Origin of the sequence: Tritonibacter aquimaris, from assembly GCF_009617595.1 — a bacterium.
GTDB classification, from domain to species: Bacteria; Pseudomonadota; Alphaproteobacteria; order Rhodobacterales; family Rhodobacteraceae; genus Epibacterium; species Epibacterium aquimaris.
Genome location: NZ_WIXK01000009.1, coordinates 63,004 through 81,128, shown reverse-complemented (window position 1 = coordinate 81,128; position 18,125 = coordinate 63,004). Strand labels below are relative to the sequence as shown.

Below are 18,125 nucleotides of genomic sequence, written 5' to 3'. Positions count from 1 at the left end.
CGGGCAAACATTCAGCATTAGGCAACCTGACGCCAATGGAATTCTTGCAGAGAAAGATGATGGACAAAATCGCCGTCTAAGGTCACAGATTTAACCCCAAGGTCTCCGCGCAAAGCTGGAGGGAACTTGGGGCGCAGGTCACTCAGGTCAGATCCCTTCCTAACCATTTAAGTCTCCGCTATTGATTTGCTCTTTTTGCTACTACGAAACCCCAACCAGTATAGTGAGAAGGCGGACATTAAGAGTAGAGCAACGGCGACAGGATGATTGAAAATGTTAGTCGCATCTCCGCGGAGAATAGTAGCGGTTTGACCCAATGACAGCTCGAATCGGGGCCCAAGGAAGAAGGCTATGATAAACACGACTGTAGGATAGTTCAGTACCGTCATGCCCATGCCGAGCACGGCAAACAAGAGCATGATATACACACCGAACGTACCGCCTGTTGAAAGATAAACGCCAACGATACACAGGACTAGAGCTGCAGAAAATACAATTGACTCAGGCGCGGTTATCAGTCGAGCCCAAAGACGCAAACCAAACAGCCCGCAAGTAAAGTTACAGATATTTGCCAAAATCATTGCCCCAAATAGGCCGTAAATTAGCTGCGCTTGTTGATCGAACAACAGTGGGCCAGGCTGGATCCCCTGTATCAGGAATGCGGAGATTAACAAGGCTGCGGACGCACTCCCCGGCAGACCAAGAGTCAGCAATGGAATAAAATCTGCGCCGGCAACCGACGAGTTCGCTGACTCAGTGGCAGCAATACCTCGCAAATCACCTTTGCCAAAACTCTCGGGGTCTTTGGCCGACTGCTTAGTAGAGGCATAGCTCATGAACGCTGCGGCCGTTGATCCCATGCCGGGCACTGCTCCGATGCAGGTGCCAATGACGGCTCCGCGTAGAAGCACGAATTTGCAAGCCCAGTACTCTGAGAAGCTGACGTTTTTCTGGTCCGGTGTCTGATCTTTCGGGATATGGACCGCCGGGCGCATGTCGCCCCGTAGTTTGGCAAGGCGCAGAAAGATCTCGGACACGGCCAGCGATCCGATTGCGACCGAGGAGATCGGGAAACCATCGTAGAGGTCGAAGAAACCGAACAAGAAGCGCGGGGTCGAATGTTCCGGGTCCAGCCCTACGGTCGCGACCAGCAGTCCAAGTGCGGTGGCAATTATGCCGCGCGTTACCGAAGCTCCGATCAGGCCAGCGATCAAAGAAAATGCAAAGATCATCAACGCAAAAATCTCGACCGGGCCCATTTGCAGAGCAATGATCGCAAGCGGCGCTGCAATTGTGATTAGAACCAGGTCGCTGAACGTATCCCCTGTCACAGAAGAATAAAGCGCCATTTTCATGGCTTTCAGGGGTTTGCCTTTCTTGGTCAGCGGATAGCCGTCAATTGCGGTGGCGGCGGCGTCAGGTGTCCCCGGCGTATTCAGCAGTATGGCTGGAATAGCCCCACCGATCAGCCCACCTTTGTTAACACCCACTAGAAACCCAATGGCAGGAAGTGGATTCAGCACAAAAGTGAAAGGAATTGCGATTGCCATGGTCATTACCGGGCCAATGCCCGGCATGGCACCAACAAATTGCCCAACAATGACACCAGCAAGGACGAAGAGAATATTCGTCAGCGTAAAAGCATCGGCCAGGCCTGCGAGTATTACGGAAAGTTCAACCATTTTCGTTCTCCTCAGGCCAATGTGCGGTCGAGCAGGCGTTCAACGATAAGCCAAACACCGATTGGGATGACGCCGCCTCCAATGACAAGCCAGTGCCAGCGCCGCTCTCCGATGAGCAGCATGACCGAGATCGCCAGAACCGGAGCGACGTATTCGAATCCGAACCGCTGCATGAGCCACACCGCGAGAACCATCATCGCAACGAACAGTGCAGCGCGGATACACACTAGCAAGTCCACCGTGACGCTGGACTTGCTAGTGAACAATTGCACGACCGCTGCCGCCGTTAGAATGACAAGTGCGATGGTAGGCACCGTCGAAGGAACGATGCGTCCGAAATCCACTGTTTCAACTTGTGTCGGTAGAACACGAATTAAAAATACCAGGCCAAAAACGACAATAGCACCCGTCAGAAACCGCTCAGCAGTCATGAAATTCCTCCCCTATGCAAAACAGCCGAAACTAGATGTTCCGGCTGTTTCTTGGCTTGTTTACTGCTGTGCAGCTTCAATCAAGGTTGTCACGTCGTTCAGGCCGTTCACCAGCTTGCCCTCAGTTTCATCAGGGCCCAAGTTGATTGGAGTGGTCTGCATGATGTTGCCGATCAACTCTTCCAACGCAGGTGAGTTGATTGCCGCATCCAGCGCCTCGGCAAGTGCTTTCTTGGCCTCTGGGTCCAGACCTTTGGGCGCAGCGATATAGAAATAGGGCTCGACCGAATATGGGTATCCTTGTTCGATGAAGGATTCGGTGTCGGGCGAATAACCCTGACGAGTCTGAGTAGCCACCGCAAGCATCTTCAGATCACCGGATTCCAGATACTGAATATGCGCGCCAGCGCCGAAACCGGCGTCAAGCTGACTGCCCAACAGGCCTTTTACGATTTCCGCGCCACTTTTGTTGCTGACCAACTCAAAACCTGCATCGGTGTCGTTATTGACCGCCAGCATCATCATGCGCTGAGGACCAGCATCAAAGCCGATCAGCGACCCGCCATTGGCCTTGGAATGCTCAACGAATTCCGCAAAAGTGTCGTAAGGAGCGTCTTTGGGCGCGACCAGAGCCAGCGGTGCCATAACAACAGTTGCGAGATAGTCAAAGCTGTCGGCTTTGAACGGCAATGTATCTCCGCGTTCTGCCAGGTTCATAAGAGTTGGGATGGTAACGCCCATACCCATTTTCTGGCCATCGGGCTTGGCACGAACCAGCGACGAGAACATCGCAACGCCGCCGCCGCCGGGCTTGTTTTCGACGATAACGTCCCAACCTGTCTGCTCTTCCATCGCTGCCGCAATGGCGCGTCCCAACGTATCGGTGCTACCGCCCGAACCGAAGCCGACCTGCAGTGTTACCGGTCCGCTTGGCTGCCATTCGGCCAACGCCGCGTTGGGTAGTGCCATACAGGCAACCAGACCTGCGGCTTTCACTATGTTCAAAAAACCCATTTAGACTCCTCCAGTGGATAGTTTAGTGCGATAGGAACAGGGGAATTTTGGTGTCTTTCATAATCGAAGATGTGACCCCCCCGAACAAATCTTCGCTGAGTTTCGAGTGTTGATAGGCACCCGTGACAAGCATTCCGGCTTTTACGTCATTGCAAAACGACAGGATCGTTTCGGCGATCGAGCCTTTGGCCGGAATAAAGTGGTGGTTGGCGGTAACGCCGTGGCGTTCCAAGATCGTTGCAAGGTCAATGGATTTTGGTTGCGCAAAATCCCCTTGGTTACCAACAGTGACGATCTCGACCGAATCTTTGGTCTCCAAAACCTGCATTGCGTCAAAGAACGCCCGTGCCGCCGTTCTGCGCCCATCCCAGGCAACAACAGCCTTTTCGATGATATTCGGGTTGCGAAAGGATTTTGGCGCCACAAGGATCGGGCGACCAGCCTCGTAGGCGATCCGATCAGGGTGCAATACCAGTTCGTCTGCGGCAATCAGGTTCTCATACTGGCCAATTACCGTGATGTCATACATCCGGGAATAATCAGAAACCGCGCGATCCGGGTCTTCCTTGACGTCGATCCAGTGCAATCTGTCGGCAGCGATTTTTCCAGCGCAGCGGGACCTGAATTTTTCCGCCAGTTCGTTCGTGCGTTGCGCGGTGATTTCGGTGATCGAATCCCGCATAGAATTGCTCAGCCAGCTCGGAATGTTGCGGGTAACACTGGACGCTCCGTGAGCCACGATCCCGGTCAGGTGAGCATCATATTTGTCAGCCATCTGCAACGCCAGATGCAAGGCAGAGTCGGACGCTTCTCCGCCATTATACGCAATCAGTAGATTCTTGATCGCCAAAGGTCATCTCCTAAAAACTCCTGTTTTTTATGCAAAACATTGTATGACATGTAAAACACTTTATTCACACGAACTCAAGTTTCCACCGATCCGGGCCCTTTCAGCTATCAAGAAATGCCAGCGCCTGTGCACTGGATTCAAAGATGTGGGATCGGCCAGACGAGAAAACTTCCTGCAATTTCATCCTCATAAAGGCAGACCCGGAATGTCTGAAAACCTTGTTGAAAAACTGGCCCTGCAAGCCCGACACCATCCGCGCCCAGTCTGCTTCAAGAGTTTCGTCGGTACTAAATCCGTCATAACTTACGATGACATCGACTCTGCCCGGCGCCTTTTTGCAAACCTCTGTGGCCTGTGCGGCAACCTTTTCTAGCTCTCTCGGAATGCGGATTCGCATCTTTTCAAAGTTCAGAAACAGCCTGTTCCCGTCGGGGTGCAGCGCCACCCTTTCCGCGAGGTCCAGATGCAGCAGGTCGACGCGCAATCCCATCTCGACTGCAGAGAATATGCGGGGGCCCATCTGGGCGATCTCGTCAATGATCAGCCGTGTTTCCATATGGGTAAGAATGTCCCGGTCCAGATCGGCACCCGGAGCAACCTCGATCAGCCGCAACCCGTCAGTTGTCAATTCAAAGACCGCCCGTTCTATCACATGGAGTACCGATTGCATCAAACGTGCTTCGCGCGTGCCAGAGAACGTAACCTGTTCAACGGCTTCAAGGAATTTGCGAGACCGGCCTTCCTGTACAATCTTCAGCGCACCGTCTGCTATCTCAGCAGAAAAACCGCAAGCGGTGAACGTTCCAGCGAGCACAACCCGCTCAACCTGCAATATGACCACACCACCTGCGTTTTTAACCGCCATTGCTTGTGCCAGGTTGTCTATGACCAGCGCTTCGCGCTCCATGGCCACATTCCCCATCTCGTCTGCAGTAGTTCCCCGCAGAAGGGCGACTGTCAGGCAAGGTGTCGGATAGTACAGAATTTCTTCACCGCCGCTCTCCATTAGTTCAACCTGCGGCTCGGTGCTGATGTCATCGACCGCTCCGCCGCCGTTGCGCGGATCGACAAAGGTCTCCAACCCAACACGCGGCAACATGCCCGGCTTACCAGCTGCGGCGTCGGCGGCAGAGACGACTTTACGTTTCACCTCTCTGCCCTCGCGCCGCAGTCCAGCTGCCCTCTACGAGTAAAGGGATGCCGGTAATACTTTCCGCCGCGTCAGAGCACAGGAACAACGCAACGCCCGCCAATTGCTCGACAGTGACAACTTTCTTGGTCCATTGCGCCGCGAGCAGCGCGTCGCGTTTGACCTCGCCCTCAGTCATCCCCCGCGCCTTGGCCGTATCGGGGATCTGTTTCTCGACCAGTGGTGCCAGGACATAACCCGGACAGATCGCGTTGCAGGTGATACCGTCTTCGGCCACTTCAAGCGCGATGGATTTGGTCATGCCGGCCACACCATGCTTGGACGTGACATAGGCCTATTTGCACGGCGAAGCGACAAGCCCATGGGCCGAGGCGATGTTGATGATCATGTCCCAGCGATCGCGCGGCAACTCTTCGACCGGAGAAACCAGTTGGATACTGGCATTGTTGACCAGAATGTCCACAATAGCGAATGTCTCGCATGTGTTGTCGATCAAACCCTGGATTTCATCTGGTTTGGTCATGTCAGCACCGTTGTAAAGCACAGAACCCTCTGCGCTCGCGTCAAGAGCGGAACGTGTTTGTTCAATCTCGCCCGGGTCTCCGAACCCGTTCAGAACGACATTGATCCCGGCGGGGGCAAAGCCCGGCGCCAGACCAAACCCAAACCCGGAGGTTGATCCGGTGATCACCGCAGTTTTCCAACAAGTGCTGACAAGACGTGTTCCTTTCCTCAGAAACGGCCGCAATCGACTTTCATTTTGTCGCCCGTGATGGCGGAAGACAGGTCTGATGCGTAATACAGCGCTGCGCGCCCCACCTCTTCGGGCGCAACCCAGCGTTTCAGGGCTGCGACGTCGGTGTAGTTTTCGCGCTCGATCTCTTCTGCCGGACGGCCTTCGGCCTCGGCGCGGCGGGCCAGAATGCGGTCCATGTTCTCACCCGATACAGCACCCGGCATCAACGCGTTCACACGGACATTTACCGGGCCCAACTCTCGCGCCATGGTTTCGGTGATCCCGATCAGAGCGAATTTCGAGGCGACATAGGCCGACCGCATCGGATATCCCTGAATACCCATCAGAGAGGACATATTGATGATCGAGCCCGATTTCTGCGCGGTCATGATCTTGGCGGCTTCCTGAAGGCAGTACATCGCGCCGATCAGGTTGATATTCATGCAGCCGATCCAGGCGTCCATGTCCACCTCGGCCACCGGCGCAATAGGGCCCGGGCCGCCGGCATTATTCAGCAAAACGTCAACCGTTCCGGTTATCTCTTTGGCCTTTGCGAACATGTCCTTAACCTGCGCGTGGTCAGACACGTCACAAGCGATGGCGTGGCCACCGATCTCGGCCGCGACACGCTCAAGCGGTTCAAGCCGGCGACCGGTGACAACCACCGTTGCGCCTGCCTGGGCAAATACCTTGGCAGTAGCCTCGCCGATACCGCTACCGCCGCCAGTGACAACGGCCAGTTTACCATCCAGACGGCCGGGATCGTTCTTTGTCATAGTGTATCCTCATTGAAGTCACGCCCCGGATCGAACAGGGGCAGTTCGGGCTCACGCCCCAGAATGAAATCGCCCATCAGCTTGCCGATATATGGGCCAATCGTATAACCGCCGCGCACGCAGCCCAGCACAAAGGCGCCTTCGACACCGGGCAGCTCGCCGGCCAGCGGATAGAAATCAGGCACGTTGGCCTCGAACCCGGTCCAGCTGCGCAGAACCCGGGCACCTGCCAGTGCAGGCAGGGCAAATTGCGCCAATGCCAGATTAGGCTGCACGCTGGAGGCCATGACCTGACCGCGCCCCTCTTGCGGTGTGCCGCGCCCCTGCCAGCCACCGCCCACCAGAACTGTGCCGTTGGCTTTTTGCTTCATGGTCAGCAGACCCGTTGCATGGCCGATCACGGTCGAGGTCAGTTTCGGCATCCGTTCGGTTACAGACACTGTGTTGATGCGGGCATTGACCGGCAGATCCACGTCCAGCATGGCTGCAACTGGTTTCAGCCATGCGCCCGCCGCCAGCAACACGCGATGCGCGCGGACTTGTCCCTGACTTGTCTGCAAGGTGAAACCGCCACTCTGATTGATGGCAGATACCGCGCAACGCTCGCGATAGGCGATGCCCTGATCCCGCAGTCGCCCGCGAAAGAACTGACCCGTCAGCGAGGAGTTGGCATAGCCATCTTCAGAACAATAACTGGCCGTCAGCACTTTTTGTGTCAGGTTTGGTTCAGCGGCCCGAATGTGATTGTTCGAGACAAACTCGATCGGTGCGCCCGCCTCGGCCTTGAGGATCTGACGCTCGTGCAACAGCTCGGCTTCGCGTTCGGTGAAGGCCAGGGAGTAGCCGCCGGTTTTGCGGAACCCGACCGCATCCCCCATTGCTTCCCATTCGTGGTGTCCCTTCAGCGCATAGGGCATAAGCTTCACACGTTTGATTTGCAGGCTGAGCGTACCGGCGTTGACGCCCGAGGCCCCCTGCCCCAGATCGCCCTGATCCAGGACAATCGTATGCAACCCGCCTTCGGACATGCGCAAAGCCGCAGCGCAGCCCATAATCCCGCCACCAATGACGGCGATATCGTAAATGTCAGTCATAGCGGTGCAGGCTTCGGAATAGGAAGATCGTCATATCCAAAATCACCCGCCATTGCCGCAACGGGCACCGGGCGCAATGGTGGGCGCGGCGTGGGCGGCGCGATGTCGGCCTCATCGCGCCCTTCGGCAGCTGCTATCATGCGCGCCACCACGGTCTGGCAATACTTGCCCCCACAGGGTCCCATACCTGCGCGCAAGCCTGATTTCACCGAATTGGTGCTGCCAGCGCCGCTCCCGATTTCTGCCGCGATAGTACTCAGGGGCAGGCTTTCGCAGCGGCACACAATCGTGTCCGGTGTTGTCAGGTGGGCAAGACCGGGGCGCGGGACACTCAATCCCGTCATGGCCACCCCAAATCGGGCTGCACGGTCATAGCGCGGACGCAGTCTGTCGCGTTCGGCATCCGTAGGACTGCCCAGAAAACCAGCTGCGTTCAGCCCCGCAAGAATACCGTGGAGTTCCGCCGCTGCGGCTCCGCGGATACCCGCACCGTCCCCACACAGAAAGACCCCTTCAACCTCGGTCGCGCCATCCTTGCCCAGCTTGGGTATCCAACCGCCCAACTCGGGCCTGTGGTCAATGCTCAGCCCGGCAAGCTGAGGTGCCTCAATGGCGGGAATCAAACCATTGCCAAGACAGACCGAATCCGCTTCGACCCGGCGTGTTTCCCCCCTGGGTGCCCAGTCTTTGTCTAGTCGCTGAACCGTGACACCAGCGACGGCTGTATCGCCTTCAACGCCTGTGACCGCAGCTCCCCAGTGGATCGGAACCCGGTTCAGCATAAGGTCGGCAACCCAGAGACCTCCACGCCATAGCAAATCGGGTCGCGAAAGCATCGCGGGCAACGCTGCCATCCAGTCGCGGCGTGTGTTCGGGGTCACGACGGCAGCGACCTCACCGCCCAGCCGACGGATTTCCGAGGCCACAAAAAACACCAATGGACCGATGCCTGCGACCACGGTGCGTTTTCCTGGCAGGCTGAGATTTTGCTTGAACAATGCCGTCGCCCCGGCCAATCCAACGACGCCCGGAGTGGTCCAGCCCGGCACAGGCTGGACGAATTCGCGCGCGCCTGTCGCCAGAATCAACGCTCGGACGGTCAGTTTCTCAACACATCCTTGTCGCAGGACATGAATGGACCATCCGGCTTCCTGCCGTTCGATTTGCCAGACCCGTGTATTGCCCAGATGGACAACCGGGCTTTCCAACACGCGGACACGCAACGCATTGCCAGCGGTGGATTCAGGCGTGTCCGGAGCCGATAGAATGGACGCGTCCTTGGCTCGCCACACCTGCCCGCCCGGTTTCGGTTGCTCATCTAGCAACACAACCCGCTGACCTTGCCCGGAGGCAGCGAGGGCAGCATTGGCCCCTGCCGGACCTGCGCCAATCACGGCAATGTCATATGGATCAGACATGTTTATCCCGCTTCAACGAAGTAACGGCCATTCCGTCTTGCACAATCGTCCGGCAGCCCTCGACGCGGGCGCCATCCAGCAGCAACACGCATTCTTGGCACAGGCCCATCAGGCAGAAGGCCCCGCGCGGCGCGCCGTCTTCTGGTGCATCACGCAAATGCATATGCCCCGACCGGATCAGCGCCGCCGCGAGGCTTTCACCCGTATGGGCGGAAACCAAGGCATCATCAAAGGTGAATGTCACCTCTGGCGCGCGCTTGATCTGCGCCGATTGATCGGGGACGAGGCGGATCATTTGTAGCTGATGCCCAGCTGATCAAACGTCCGTTTGATCTTGTCGATATCAGCATCGGTCGCAGGCAGAACCGGATCGCGCGGGATACCGGCGGGCAGGCCAATCAGGTTCAAAGCAGCCTTGAACGATGCGGGCCAGGTCGCGGTGCCCATCAGCAATTCGTACAGAACGGTCAATTGGTAGTGCGCGTTGCGGTAGGTGTCATTCGGCGTGCCTGCACCGACCGCGGCCATTTCCGATGGCAGCAGATCGGTGAACTCGGGGCCTGTGGCGATGAACCCTTTCGCACCAAGAGCGAAGGCGGGCATGATATAGTGGCAAGGCCCCGTCATCACGGACATCTTGTCGCCCAGACGCTGCAACAGATGTGTGTGATAAAAGAAATCCCGCTGGCTTTCCTTGATGCCGATAACGTTGTGATTGTTCAGCAGCGTTTCGGTCTGATCAATAGTCAGCGAAAAACCCATGCGACGCGGCGAGTTATAGAGCACCAGCGGTTTTTCCGTGGCTGCCGACACCTTCTCAAAACGCCCCATCAGCTCGGCTTCGGATGCCTTGAGAACATAGGTCTGAGGCATCGACAGCAGGACATCGGCGCCGTTTTCTTCGGCGGCTTTCACATAGGTCAACGAGGCATCGATGGTCGGCGCGGAGATACCCATCATAACCTTGACGCGATCTTTGGCCGTATCCTTGGCCAGGCGGACCAGACGCCCGCGTTCAGCCGCGCTTAGTGCCCAGCTCTCCCCATTGTCACCGGCGATGCAGATGGTGGTCGCACCTCGTCCGATCAGGAACTCGAACAAGTCGACAAAGGCGTCTTCCATGATGTCACCCTTCTCGTTGAAGGGTGTCGCGATTGCGGGCACATAGCCGTAGAGGTCTTCTTTTTTCATTGGTTCTTTCTTCCGCTATTCGGGAATATTCGAGGTAAAAACGGTGCCTGTTTGGGCATCCACGATATAAAGACTGTTCTGATTGTCCGGGTGGAATGTAACCGAGGTTGTCCAAAGCCCATCGGGTAACCGGATGTCAGCGATAGGATCACCGAGCGCGTCAAAGACATAAGCCCGTCCGGCTTGTGCTTGTGCGACCGCAAGCCAACCGTTCTTATTGGTGGCCAACCCATCCGGGCCCAAACCGCCTGAGAGTTGCAGAAATGCACCCACCATAGGTTGGCCAGTTTGCGGCAGCCGGGAGGAGAGTCGCCACACTTGATTTGCGCGTGTTGCCGCCACGTAGACCCAAGCTCCGTCTGGCGAAAGGCAAATGCCATTAGAATAGGGAACACAATCCAACACCAGGCGCAGGTCGCCGTCAGCCGTCAGGCAATAAACCCGGCCCGTCGGATCGCTGAAGGATGTTCGGCCGCTGTCAGTGAACCACAAGGCGCCATCTGGTCCGTAGCTCATATCCGACAGGCCCAAAAATGGCTGACCTTCGGTCCCGGTACTGAGAACATTAAACGCGCTTGGACCGGTCAGTTCGATCAGGCCATGGCGATAATCCGCTGCGATCCGCCGCCCATCCGGGGCTAGACGCATGGCGTGAGGTTCTCCGTCGATCTGATGCGCGACCTTCCATTCCCCTTCGGGTGAAACCATAAAAACCCGCCCACAGGGTACATCGGACAACCAAAGATTGCGGTCGTCATCAAAAAACGCAGCTTCAAGAAAGGAATGCATCGGCTGACCCGGGCGGGTCATCTTGGCCCAGGCGGAGGGCTCGCCGGTATAGCGCAGGTTTTCTGGTAAACGAAATGCCGGGATTGCGGTCAAACGGTGGGTCATTTGACGATACCCTCTTGAACCAGGGCGTCGATTTCAGAGGCTTTGAGCCCGGCTTGTTCCAGAATCTCCCGACTGTCCTGACCCAGGGACGGGGGGGCCAAGGTCAAATCGGGGCCGCCAGCGCTCATCTTGTACCCAGCAAGGGGTAGCGTGATTTCAGGATTTGCCGGGGATTTGCTGAAATAGCCGCGCGCGCTGACCTGCGCTTCGGCGATTGCGCTACTCAGAGTTGCAACCCGTTCGGCAGGAATATCCCAGCCCTCCAGGTGGACTTGCCATTTGGCTGCACTCTGGCGAATAAAAATGTCCTGAAGCGCAACACGAATTGCGTCAGAATTAGCCCAAATGTCCGCCCAAGCCGTGATTCCGGACAGGATTGGAACCGGATACCCAATATCTTCGAGGCACCTGCCTAGCTTGCGGTATTGCGCCGGCTTGAACGCGCCCAGCATCAACACCCCGTCTGCTGTCTCAAAAGCAGAGATGCCCGCCTCTTTGCGTTTGGAGGCTCCGGGTGCAGCCTGCAACGCGGCGGCTTCGGGGCCCATCAGGCTCAGCGCCACCTCAAGCATCGAAGCCGAAATGTAACAACCCTTGCCTGTGCGTGGTTTTTGCAGCAGCGCAGCCGATATGGCGAAAGCCGCTGAGTAGCCGGCGGCATAATCCACAAACGACACACCAGGCTTGACGCCATTGCATTGAGCGATTGTTCCGGATGCGGCCTGAATAGTATTGTCATAGGCGCCTTTGGTCGCCTTCGGCCCCGTATCGCCATACCCAGTCATCGAGCAATAGATGATCTCGGGGTTGCGGGACCGCATGTCTTCATACCCAAGACCTAGTCCCTGCAGGACACCGGTTGCATAATTCTCGATGAGCACATCTGCGGTCTCGACGAGACGCAGCAATGTCTCTCGCCCTGTTTGAGACCGAATATCCAGCGCCAATGATTTCTTATTTCCACCCTGCACCTGATAAGTCAGGCCGATTCCCTGATTGTTCAGCTCCTCCAGCGGCCCACGACCCCGGGCGCAATCCGGTGCGTCTGGTAGCTCAACCTTGATGACATCTGCCCCGAGCAGCGCGAACTGATACCCGCAGAACGGTGCCGCAAGAACCTGAGAAACCTCGATAATTCGAATACCATGAAGCGCGCCGTGCAACGTTTTTCTCCGCTTATTTTATGGTGCGACAGAAACCCTCTTGAGTTCCATCTTTTCGTTTAATATACAAAACGCAGTTTTATAAGCAAGATGGAAATGACATGTCCGCCATTTTTCACCGCTCATTGGCCAAAACGCTCCCAACTGTTGTCAGCGGTCGCGGCAACATTCTCTTCGATGCTGATGGGAAAGAATATCTTGATGCGTGCGGCGGTGCCGCTGTGTCTTGTCTTGGCCACGATCACCCTAAGATACGCAAAGCACTAAAAGAGCATATCGATGGTGTTGCCTTCGCCCATACCAGCTTTTTTACCAACGAGCCTGCCGAAACCCTGGCGCAGTTTCTTGTAGATCGCGCACCCGAAGGCACTGGCGACGGTCGGGTCATGTTCCTGGGCAGCGGCTCAGAGGCCATGGAAGCCGCCCTAAAGCTCGCGCGGCAGTACCACCTGGAACGCGGGGATGTGGCGCGCACCAAAATCATCGCCCGGGCCCCTTCCTATCACGGCAACACTCTGGGCGCGCTGGCCACCGGTGGCCATGCCGGGCGGCGCGCACCCTTTCAGCCGCTGCTGATGGAAGTAAGTCATATTGATGCGGCTTACGGCTACCGTATGCAGAAGGAAGGCGAGAACGAAAAAGACTTTGCCCTGCGTATGGCAAACCTGTTGGACGAAGAGATCCGACGCCTTGGCCCCGAGACAGTGATGGCCTTTGTGGCCGAGCCCGTTGTCGGAGCCTCACTGGGCACGCAACCGTCCCCCGAAGGATATTACAAGCGCATCCGCGAGATTTGCGATGAGCATGGCGTTCTCTATATCGCTGACGAAGTGATGTGTGGCATGGGCCGCACCGGCAGCCTGTTTGCTTTGGAACAAGAAGGCATTGCTGCGGACATCACCACGTTGGCGAAAGGACTTGGTGCAGGGTACCAGCCCATCGCGGCTGTCATGGCAGCTGAAAAAGTTGTCAAGGCCGTTCAGGATGGCAGCGGTCTTCTGTGGAATGGCCACACATATATGTCGCACGCAATCGCAACAGCAGGATCGCTGGCCGTCCAGCAAGTGATCGAAGAAGATAACCTGCTGGAAAATGTGCGTGCGCGTGGCGAACAGCTTCGGGGCGCCTTGTATGCAACTTTCGGCCAGCATCCTCAGGTCGGCGACATTCGGGGTCGTGGTCTGTTCTGGACTATAGAACTGGTTGCAGACAAAGCGACCAAGGCACCCTTCCCTGCCGAACGTAAGCTGGCTCAAACGATCCAAAGCAAGGCGTTGGATCTTGGTTTGATGTGCTATCCGGCGCAGGGATGTGCTGACGGTACAAATGGCGATCATGTTCTTCTGGCACCGGCCTACACGGCCAGCGAAGCAGAAATCAGCCGGATTGTCACGCTACTGGCATCCGCGGTCGATGCAGCACTGGAGGCTTGAGAAATGGCAAAGAAGACCATTCTGACTTGCGCCGTCACCGGCAATCTGATGACACCAGAGATCAGCCCTCATCTGCCGGTCACGCCAAAGCAGATTGCAGACCAGGCGCTGGACGCCGCCAAAGCGGGCGCCTCCATCGTGCATTTGCATGTGCGCGACCCAGAAACGGCCAAAGGCTCGATGGATTTGGGGCTTTACCGCGAGTTGGTCGAGCGCATTCGCGAAAAGAATGAAAACGTCATCCTGAACCTGACCACAGGCGAAGGTGGACGGTTCGTGCCCTCAGATGACAATCCACAGGTTGCCGCACCAGGATCGACTTTGTGCGCACCTGAAAAGCGCATCGCCCATGTTCAGGAGTTGAAACCTGAAATCTGCACGTTGGATTTCAACACTATGTGGTCCGGTCAGGCCAGCGTTATCAACGCACCCCGCAATCTGGAAATCATGGCAGAAGGGATTTACGGCGCAGGCGTGAAGCCTGAAATCGAGATATTCGATTCAGGCGATCTGCACATGGTCAAGGATTTCGTTGCGCGCGGAATTATTAAAACGCCTCTGATGGTCCAGATGGTCCTTGGAGTGCGGTTTGGTGCGGTTGCCAATCCGGAAACGATGGCCTTTCTGGTCAGCCAGTTGCCTGAAGGCACAGAGTGGGCCGCTTTCGGCATAGGGCGCATGGCTTTCCCGATGCTGGCTCAGGCTTTCCTGCTTGGGGGTCACGTTCGCATCGGGATGGAGGACACCGCCTACATTCGCAAAGGTGAGAACTGTACCTCGAACGCACAGCTTGTCGAGAAGGCGGTGTCAATCGTCGACGACCTCGGCGGAACCATCGCGACGCCTGACGAGGCGCGCGCAATTCTGGGAATAAGCTGAATGAGCTCAACGAGCGCAATACCGGTCATAGACGATATCAGCATCGCGGACATGCATCGCGATCCTACGACAGTATATGCGCGCCTGCGACGCAACGCCCCGGTCGCCCTGCTCAAGGCAACTGGGCGCGTCTTGCTGACCAACGCCTCCGATCCGCTCAATATTGAACGCATCCGCTGCAACATTAAGGTGTTGATCGGCGGCGGTGTAAACAAACCCCGTGACACCTTGCTTACATCAGTATTTGGGTTGCTGACCCATCCCGTGCAAAAACTGCTGGCTATATCTAACCCGGCAATGATGGAGCGCACGTTTGAAGAAGCCGTTCGATGGGTTGCCCCCATTCAGACCAGCCCGAGAAAAACTCTGTCGGACGTGACAATGAGCGGCGTGGCTTTGCCCGCCGGAACACGCGTATCGACCATCCAAGCCTCGGCGAACCATGATGAAGAGATCTATGACGCCCCCGAAGTTTTTGACATAGCGCGTAGCGAAACACGGCATTTTTCCTTTGGAAATGGTTCGCATTTTTGCATGGGCACACATCTGTCACGCATGAGTGTGGCCAAGGTAATGCTGCCAGCATTGTTAAAGCGGTTCCCTGATATGCAACTGCAAGACGCCGATGCTGTCGAGTGGTACGGCTTCACCTTTCGCGGGCCGTTGTCTTTAGGGGTCACACTGTAATGGAATTAATCGCCGCTGTAGCCGAGCTCCCGCGAGATCTGGAGCGCCGTTGCTTTGGTTTCAGGCACGTAAAAGCTATCAACTCGATCAAAGTCAAATCCACTGTCAGGCCCCGAAATATTGACGCAAGCCGTGACCGCACCCGAATGGTCGCACACGGGAACAGCAACACTAGACCCGCCCGGTTCGCGAAACCCGCGCGAAAACACATAGCCGTCGGTACGCATCTGATCGACACGCGCTTTGAGGGAAGCGAAATCGGTCGGGGTATGCTTGGTTATGGCACGCATCTCAATGCCTGCACAAAAGGCTACAAGCTCCTCATCGGAGAACCCCGACAAAAGGCACCAGCCGATCGCCGTCGCATAAGCCTCGATCCGTGTGCCGGTCACCATGTTGGACACGAAACCCGTCCGCGCCTGATGACTGCCGAGGTAGAGAACATCGTGCCCTTCAAGAACGCTCAGATGCGCACTAACCCCAGTGCGATCCCTCAAATCGGAGAGCAACGGGCGGGCAATGGCCGTGATCGGCTGTTGATTGAGGTAAGAAAAGCCAAGGTTAAGCACACGCGCGCCCAGCGTGTACGTGTTTTTTTGCTCGGCCTCTTTGATGAAGTCCATGTGTCGCAGCGTATAAACCAGCCGAAACGCCGAAGACCGGCTCAGGTCCATCGCACGGCCAATATCGCTCAGCGACATCGGCTCAGCTGCGGCGCCGAGAATCTCGAGCACCCGGAGCCCGCGATTCAGACCCGGCACGAAATATACAGAATGATTGGAGGAATCGGTCACTTATCTGGCCAGCCCTTTACCCTGGAATGCGCGAACGTTTTATATGCAAAACAAAAGAAAATCAATGGAGGAATGACATGAATCAGGAGCATGGAAAAAATGCCCTGCCACCGACCAACGAAGACACCTGCGGCCCCTATTTCCCGATCTATTTTCGGGATGAAAGTCTCGAGGATCTGACCCGCATCGACCCCGGCGTGGTCGCGGGCGCGAGCGGCCAGCACATCCTTCTGCGCGGAAAAGTTCTGGACCGCCACGGCAATCTGGCCAATGGCGTTGTGATAGAATTCTGGCAGGCCAACGCCAAGGGTATCTACCGGAATCCAGCCACCGAGGGCAATTCCGATATCGACCCGTGGTTTAATGGCTACGGACGTCTGCGCAGCGCCTCGGGTGAATACTCGTTCCGTACCATCCTTCCCGGCGCGACCCAGGGCCGTGCGCCCAACATCACGCTTACCATCTTTTCGGATGGAATAAACCGAATCGTCACGCAGATCTTCTTTGAGGATCAGGCAAGCAACGCCACTGATCCGCTTCTGCAATCGCTGGACGGCGAAGATCAGGCACGCCTGATTGCCCGCCACGATGGGCGGACCGCTGACGGGGCCGAAGTGTACCTGCTGGATATCGTGATGGCAGGCGACAATGAAACTCCGTTCTTTGACGATTTCGAAAGCTGAGAGGAGGAAGCCAGAATGACCAAGCTTGGAAGACAGATCGGCATCGGCCCGACCGACAACACATCGGACCAGCGCACCCCGCGTAAGCGCCTGCGGCTGATCCCTGAAGCCGCACGCGAAAGCTTTGTTCCGGTAGTGCCCGCACGATACGCGGCCCGCGCCAATGAATGGGATCTGACACGCATCTCCGCTGACCGACCGCGCGCCGAAGGTGTGCCGATCGAGGTGACGGGCACCCTGCGCAATGAAAACGGTACGCCGCTACCGGGTGCGTTGATCGAGATCTGGAACGCAAACCACCATGGCCGTTACCGCCATATCGAAGATCACTCTGGCCTGAAGCTGGACGAGAACTTCTTCGGAATGGGCCGTGTACTGACCGACGACGATGGAAATTACCGGTTCTGGACCATCAGCCCCGGCGCCTATCTGGCGCGCCCTGACATTGGACGGTGGAGACCCAAACATATCCATCTATCGATCAGCGGCGGATCTGCCCGTCTTATTACTCAGATGTATTTCCCGGGGGAGCCCAACAATGCAACCGACCCGATGGCCATCCTGATGGGGGACACCTTCGAGCGCAATTTGGGCCAACCTTATGAGACGCCTGACCAAGATGTTGAAAACGGCTTCCGTTTCGACATTGTCGTTGGTGGTCGCAACGCGGTCTTCTTCGAATGAACGCGCTGACCAATCTCTACAGGCTCGGGGATTTATCTCCGAGCCTACCGGAAAATGGCGACTATTGGATCGCACCAGATGCACGCGTGATCGGCCAGGTGTCCATCGGCGAAGGCTCTAGTATCTGGTGGGGGTGTGTTCTGCGCGGGGACAATGAACTGATCGTCTTGGGCAAAGGAAGCAACATTCAGGAGCACTGCGTGCTGCACGTCGACCCCGGCTACCCACTGACGATTGGCGCAAACTGCACCATCGGTCACAAAGCCATGCTCCATGGCTGCACCATCGGAGATGGCAGCCTGATCGGCATGGGAGCGACCGTACTCAATGGAGCAAAGATTGGGAAAAACTGCCTGATCGGCGCAGGAGCGCTTGTTACCGAAGGCGCTGAGATCCCGGATGGCTCGCTTGTCGTTGGGATGCCGGCCAAAGTCAAACGTCAGTTATCGGATGAAGCGATCGCCAACCTGGCCAAATCGGCAGAGAAATACCGCTGGAACAAGGACCAGTTCAGAACCCAACTTGAGCAGATCTGACCAATCAATCAGGCGCATCTTCCCTTTTTT

The 18,125-nt window shown here is 56.7% G+C and carries 19 protein-coding genes and 1 pseudogene; 6 read left to right on the top strand and 14 right to left on the bottom strand.

Annotation, left to right across the window (positions count from 1 at the left end; all coding sequences use genetic code 11):
- Nucleotides 1–167: 167 nt before the first annotated feature.
- The 13 genes and pseudogenes from GG681_RS15145 to GG681_RS15085 form a co-directional block, all read right to left on the bottom strand.
- Nucleotides 168–1,682: a tripartite tricarboxylate transporter permease gene (locus GG681_RS15145; protein WP_153548872.1), complete on the bottom strand. Its 1,515-nt coding sequence runs from the start codon at nt 1,680–1,682 to the stop codon at nt 168–170.
- 11 nt (nt 1,683–1,693) lie between these two features.
- Nucleotides 1,694–2,113: a tripartite tricarboxylate transporter TctB family protein gene (locus tag GG681_RS15140; protein ID WP_153548871.1), complete on the bottom strand. Its 420-nt coding sequence runs from the start codon at nt 2,111–2,113 to the stop codon at nt 1,694–1,696.
- 60 nt (nt 2,114–2,173) lie between these two features.
- Entirely contained in the window at nt 2,174–3,127 is a 954-nt protein-coding gene (locus GG681_RS15135; RefSeq protein WP_153548870.1) for a tripartite tricarboxylate transporter substrate binding protein, read from the bottom strand.
- A 22-nt stretch (nt 3,128–3,149) separates the two neighbouring features.
- Nucleotides 3,150–3,977 carry a universal stress protein gene (locus GG681_RS15130; protein ID WP_153548869.1) on the bottom strand — a complete coding sequence of 276 codons (828 nt, stop codon included), beginning with the start codon at nt 3,975–3,977 and terminating at the stop codon, nt 3,150–3,152.
- A 100-nt stretch (nt 3,978–4,077) separates the two neighbouring features.
- A complete protein-coding gene (locus tag GG681_RS15125; protein WP_328593411.1) occupies nt 4,078–5,127 on the bottom strand; it encodes a CoA-transferase in 1,050 nt (349 codons plus the stop codon).
- Nucleotides 5,117–5,863, bottom strand: a pseudogene (locus GG681_RS15120) (SDR family NAD(P)-dependent oxidoreductase). Before GG681_RS15120 ends, GG681_RS15125 begins: the two are co-directional and overlap by 11 nt.
- Entirely contained in the window at nt 5,860–6,639 is a 780-nt protein-coding gene (locus GG681_RS15115) for an SDR family NAD(P)-dependent oxidoreductase (RefSeq protein ID WP_153548868.1), read from the bottom strand. Before GG681_RS15115 ends, GG681_RS15120 begins: the two are co-directional and overlap by 4 nt.
- A complete protein-coding gene (locus GG681_RS15110) occupies nt 6,636–7,733 on the bottom strand; it encodes an NAD(P)/FAD-dependent oxidoreductase (RefSeq protein ID WP_153548867.1) in 1,098 nt (365 codons plus the stop codon). Before GG681_RS15110 ends, GG681_RS15115 begins: the two co-directional genes overlap by 4 nt.
- Entirely contained in the window at nt 7,730–9,151 is a 1,422-nt protein-coding gene (locus tag GG681_RS15105; RefSeq protein ID WP_153548866.1) for an FAD-dependent oxidoreductase, read from the bottom strand. The genes GG681_RS15110 and GG681_RS15105 overlap by 4 nt, the downstream gene beginning before the upstream one ends.
- On the bottom strand, nt 9,144–9,446 hold the full coding sequence (locus tag GG681_RS15100; protein ID WP_153548865.1) for a (2Fe-2S)-binding protein: 303 nt from the start codon (nt 9,444–9,446) through the stop codon (nt 9,144–9,146). The genes GG681_RS15105 and GG681_RS15100 overlap by 8 nt, the downstream gene beginning before the upstream one ends.
- Complete coding sequence (locus GG681_RS15095; RefSeq protein ID WP_153548864.1) at nt 9,443–10,342, bottom strand: dihydrodipicolinate synthase family protein; 900 nt, start codon at nt 10,340–10,342, stop codon at nt 9,443–9,445. The genes GG681_RS15100 and GG681_RS15095 overlap by 4 nt, the downstream gene beginning before the upstream one ends.
- Nucleotides 10,343–10,357: 15 nt before the next feature.
- Complete coding sequence (locus GG681_RS15090; protein ID WP_153548863.1) at nt 10,358–11,236, bottom strand: SMP-30/gluconolactonase/LRE family protein; 879 nt, start codon at nt 11,234–11,236, stop codon at nt 10,358–10,360.
- Nucleotides 11,233–12,399, bottom strand: coding sequence for a CaiB/BaiF CoA transferase family protein (locus tag GG681_RS15085; protein WP_153548862.1), 1,167 nt, complete (start codon nt 12,397–12,399; stop codon nt 11,233–11,235). The genes GG681_RS15090 and GG681_RS15085 overlap by 4 nt, the downstream gene beginning before the upstream one ends.
- Before the next feature lie 101 nt (nt 12,400–12,500).
- Here GG681_RS15085 and GG681_RS15080 point away from each other — a divergent pair, with 101 nt between their 5' ends.
- From GG681_RS15080 to GG681_RS15070, 3 genes are read left to right on the top strand one after another with little or no spacing between them, the layout of a single operon-like run.
- Complete coding sequence (locus GG681_RS15080; protein ID WP_153548861.1) at nt 12,501–13,832, top strand: aspartate aminotransferase family protein; 1,332 nt, start codon at nt 12,501–12,503, stop codon at nt 13,830–13,832.
- A gap of 3 nt (nt 13,833–13,835) precedes the next feature.
- On the top strand, nt 13,836–14,711 hold the full coding sequence (locus GG681_RS15075; RefSeq protein ID WP_153548860.1) for a BKACE family enzyme: 876 nt from the start codon (nt 13,836–13,838) through the stop codon (nt 14,709–14,711).
- The gene (locus GG681_RS15070; protein WP_153548859.1) at nt 14,712–15,398 is read left to right on the top strand and encodes a cytochrome P450; all 687 of its coding nucleotides are present in this window, start codon (nt 14,712–14,714) and stop codon (nt 15,396–15,398) included.
- 5 nt (nt 15,399–15,403) lie between these two features.
- Here GG681_RS15070 and GG681_RS15065 read toward each other — a convergent pair whose 3' ends face one another.
- A complete protein-coding gene (locus tag GG681_RS15065) occupies nt 15,404–16,192 on the bottom strand; it encodes an IclR family transcriptional regulator (protein ID WP_214645150.1) in 789 nt (262 codons plus the stop codon).
- A 77-nt stretch (nt 16,193–16,269) separates the two neighbouring features.
- Here GG681_RS15065 and pcaG point away from each other — a divergent pair, with 77 nt between their 5' ends.
- From pcaG to GG681_RS15050, 3 genes are read left to right on the top strand one after another with little or no spacing between them, the layout of a single operon-like run.
- Nucleotides 16,270–16,875 carry a protocatechuate 3,4-dioxygenase subunit alpha gene (gene pcaG / locus GG681_RS15060; RefSeq protein WP_153548858.1) on the top strand — a complete coding sequence of 202 codons (606 nt, stop codon included), beginning with the start codon at nt 16,270–16,272 and terminating at the stop codon, nt 16,873–16,875.
- Nucleotides 16,876–16,890: 15 nt separating this feature from the next.
- Nucleotides 16,891–17,559: a dioxygenase family protein gene (locus GG681_RS15055; protein ID WP_153548857.1), complete on the top strand. Its 669-nt coding sequence runs from the start codon at nt 16,891–16,893 to the stop codon at nt 17,557–17,559.
- Nucleotides 17,556–18,095, top strand: coding sequence for a gamma carbonic anhydrase family protein (locus tag GG681_RS15050; RefSeq protein ID WP_153548856.1), 540 nt, complete (start codon nt 17,556–17,558; stop codon nt 18,093–18,095). The genes GG681_RS15055 and GG681_RS15050 overlap by 4 nt, the downstream gene beginning before the upstream one ends.
- Nucleotides 18,096–18,125 lie beyond the last annotated feature (30 nt).

What these genes read in the sequence shown, in the direction of transcription:
- GG681_RS15145 (WP_153548872.1), bottom strand. Translation starts at nt 1,682, where the DNA reads ATGGTTGAACTTTCCGTAATACTCGCAGGCCTGGCCGATGCTTTTACG.
- GG681_RS15140 (WP_153548871.1), bottom strand. Translation starts at nt 2,113, where the DNA reads ATGACTGCTGAGCGGTTTCTGACGGGTGCTATTGTCGTTTTTGGCCTG.
- GG681_RS15135 (WP_153548870.1), bottom strand. Translation starts at nt 3,127, where the DNA reads ATGGGTTTTTTGAACATAGTGAAAGCCGCAGGTCTGGTTGCCTGTATG.
- GG681_RS15115 (WP_153548868.1), bottom strand. Translation starts at nt 6,639, where the DNA reads ATGACAAAGAACGATCCCGGCCGTCTGGATGGTAAACTGGCCGTTGTC.
- GG681_RS15110 (WP_153548867.1), bottom strand. Translation starts at nt 7,733, where the DNA reads ATGACTGACATTTACGATATCGCCGTCATTGGTGGCGGGATTATGGGC.
- GG681_RS15105 (WP_153548866.1), bottom strand. Translation starts at nt 9,151, where the DNA reads ATGTCTGATCCATATGACATTGCCGTGATTGGCGCAGGTCCGGCAGGG.
- GG681_RS15100 (WP_153548865.1), bottom strand. Translation starts at nt 9,446, where the DNA reads ATGATCCGCCTCGTCCCCGATCAATCGGCGCAGATCAAGCGCGCGCCA.
- GG681_RS15095 (WP_153548864.1), bottom strand. Translation starts at nt 10,342, where the DNA reads ATGAAAAAAGAAGACCTCTACGGCTATGTGCCCGCAATCGCGACACCC.
- GG681_RS15090 (WP_153548863.1), bottom strand. Translation starts at nt 11,236, where the DNA reads ATGACCCACCGTTTGACCGCAATCCCGGCATTTCGTTTACCAGAAAAC.
- GG681_RS15080 (WP_153548861.1), top strand. Translation starts at nt 12,501, where the DNA reads ATGTCCGCCATTTTTCACCGCTCATTGGCCAAAACGCTCCCAACTGTT.
- GG681_RS15075 (WP_153548860.1), top strand. Translation starts at nt 13,836, where the DNA reads ATGGCAAAGAAGACCATTCTGACTTGCGCCGTCACCGGCAATCTGATG.
- GG681_RS15070 (WP_153548859.1), top strand. Translation starts at nt 14,712, where the DNA reads ATGAGCTCAACGAGCGCAATACCGGTCATAGACGATATCAGCATCGCG.
- pcaG (WP_153548858.1), top strand. Translation starts at nt 16,270, where the DNA reads ATGAATCAGGAGCATGGAAAAAATGCCCTGCCACCGACCAACGAAGAC.
- GG681_RS15055 (WP_153548857.1), top strand. Translation starts at nt 16,891, where the DNA reads ATGACCAAGCTTGGAAGACAGATCGGCATCGGCCCGACCGACAACACA.
- GG681_RS15050 (WP_153548856.1), top strand. Translation starts at nt 17,556, where the DNA reads ATGAACGCGCTGACCAATCTCTACAGGCTCGGGGATTTATCTCCGAGC.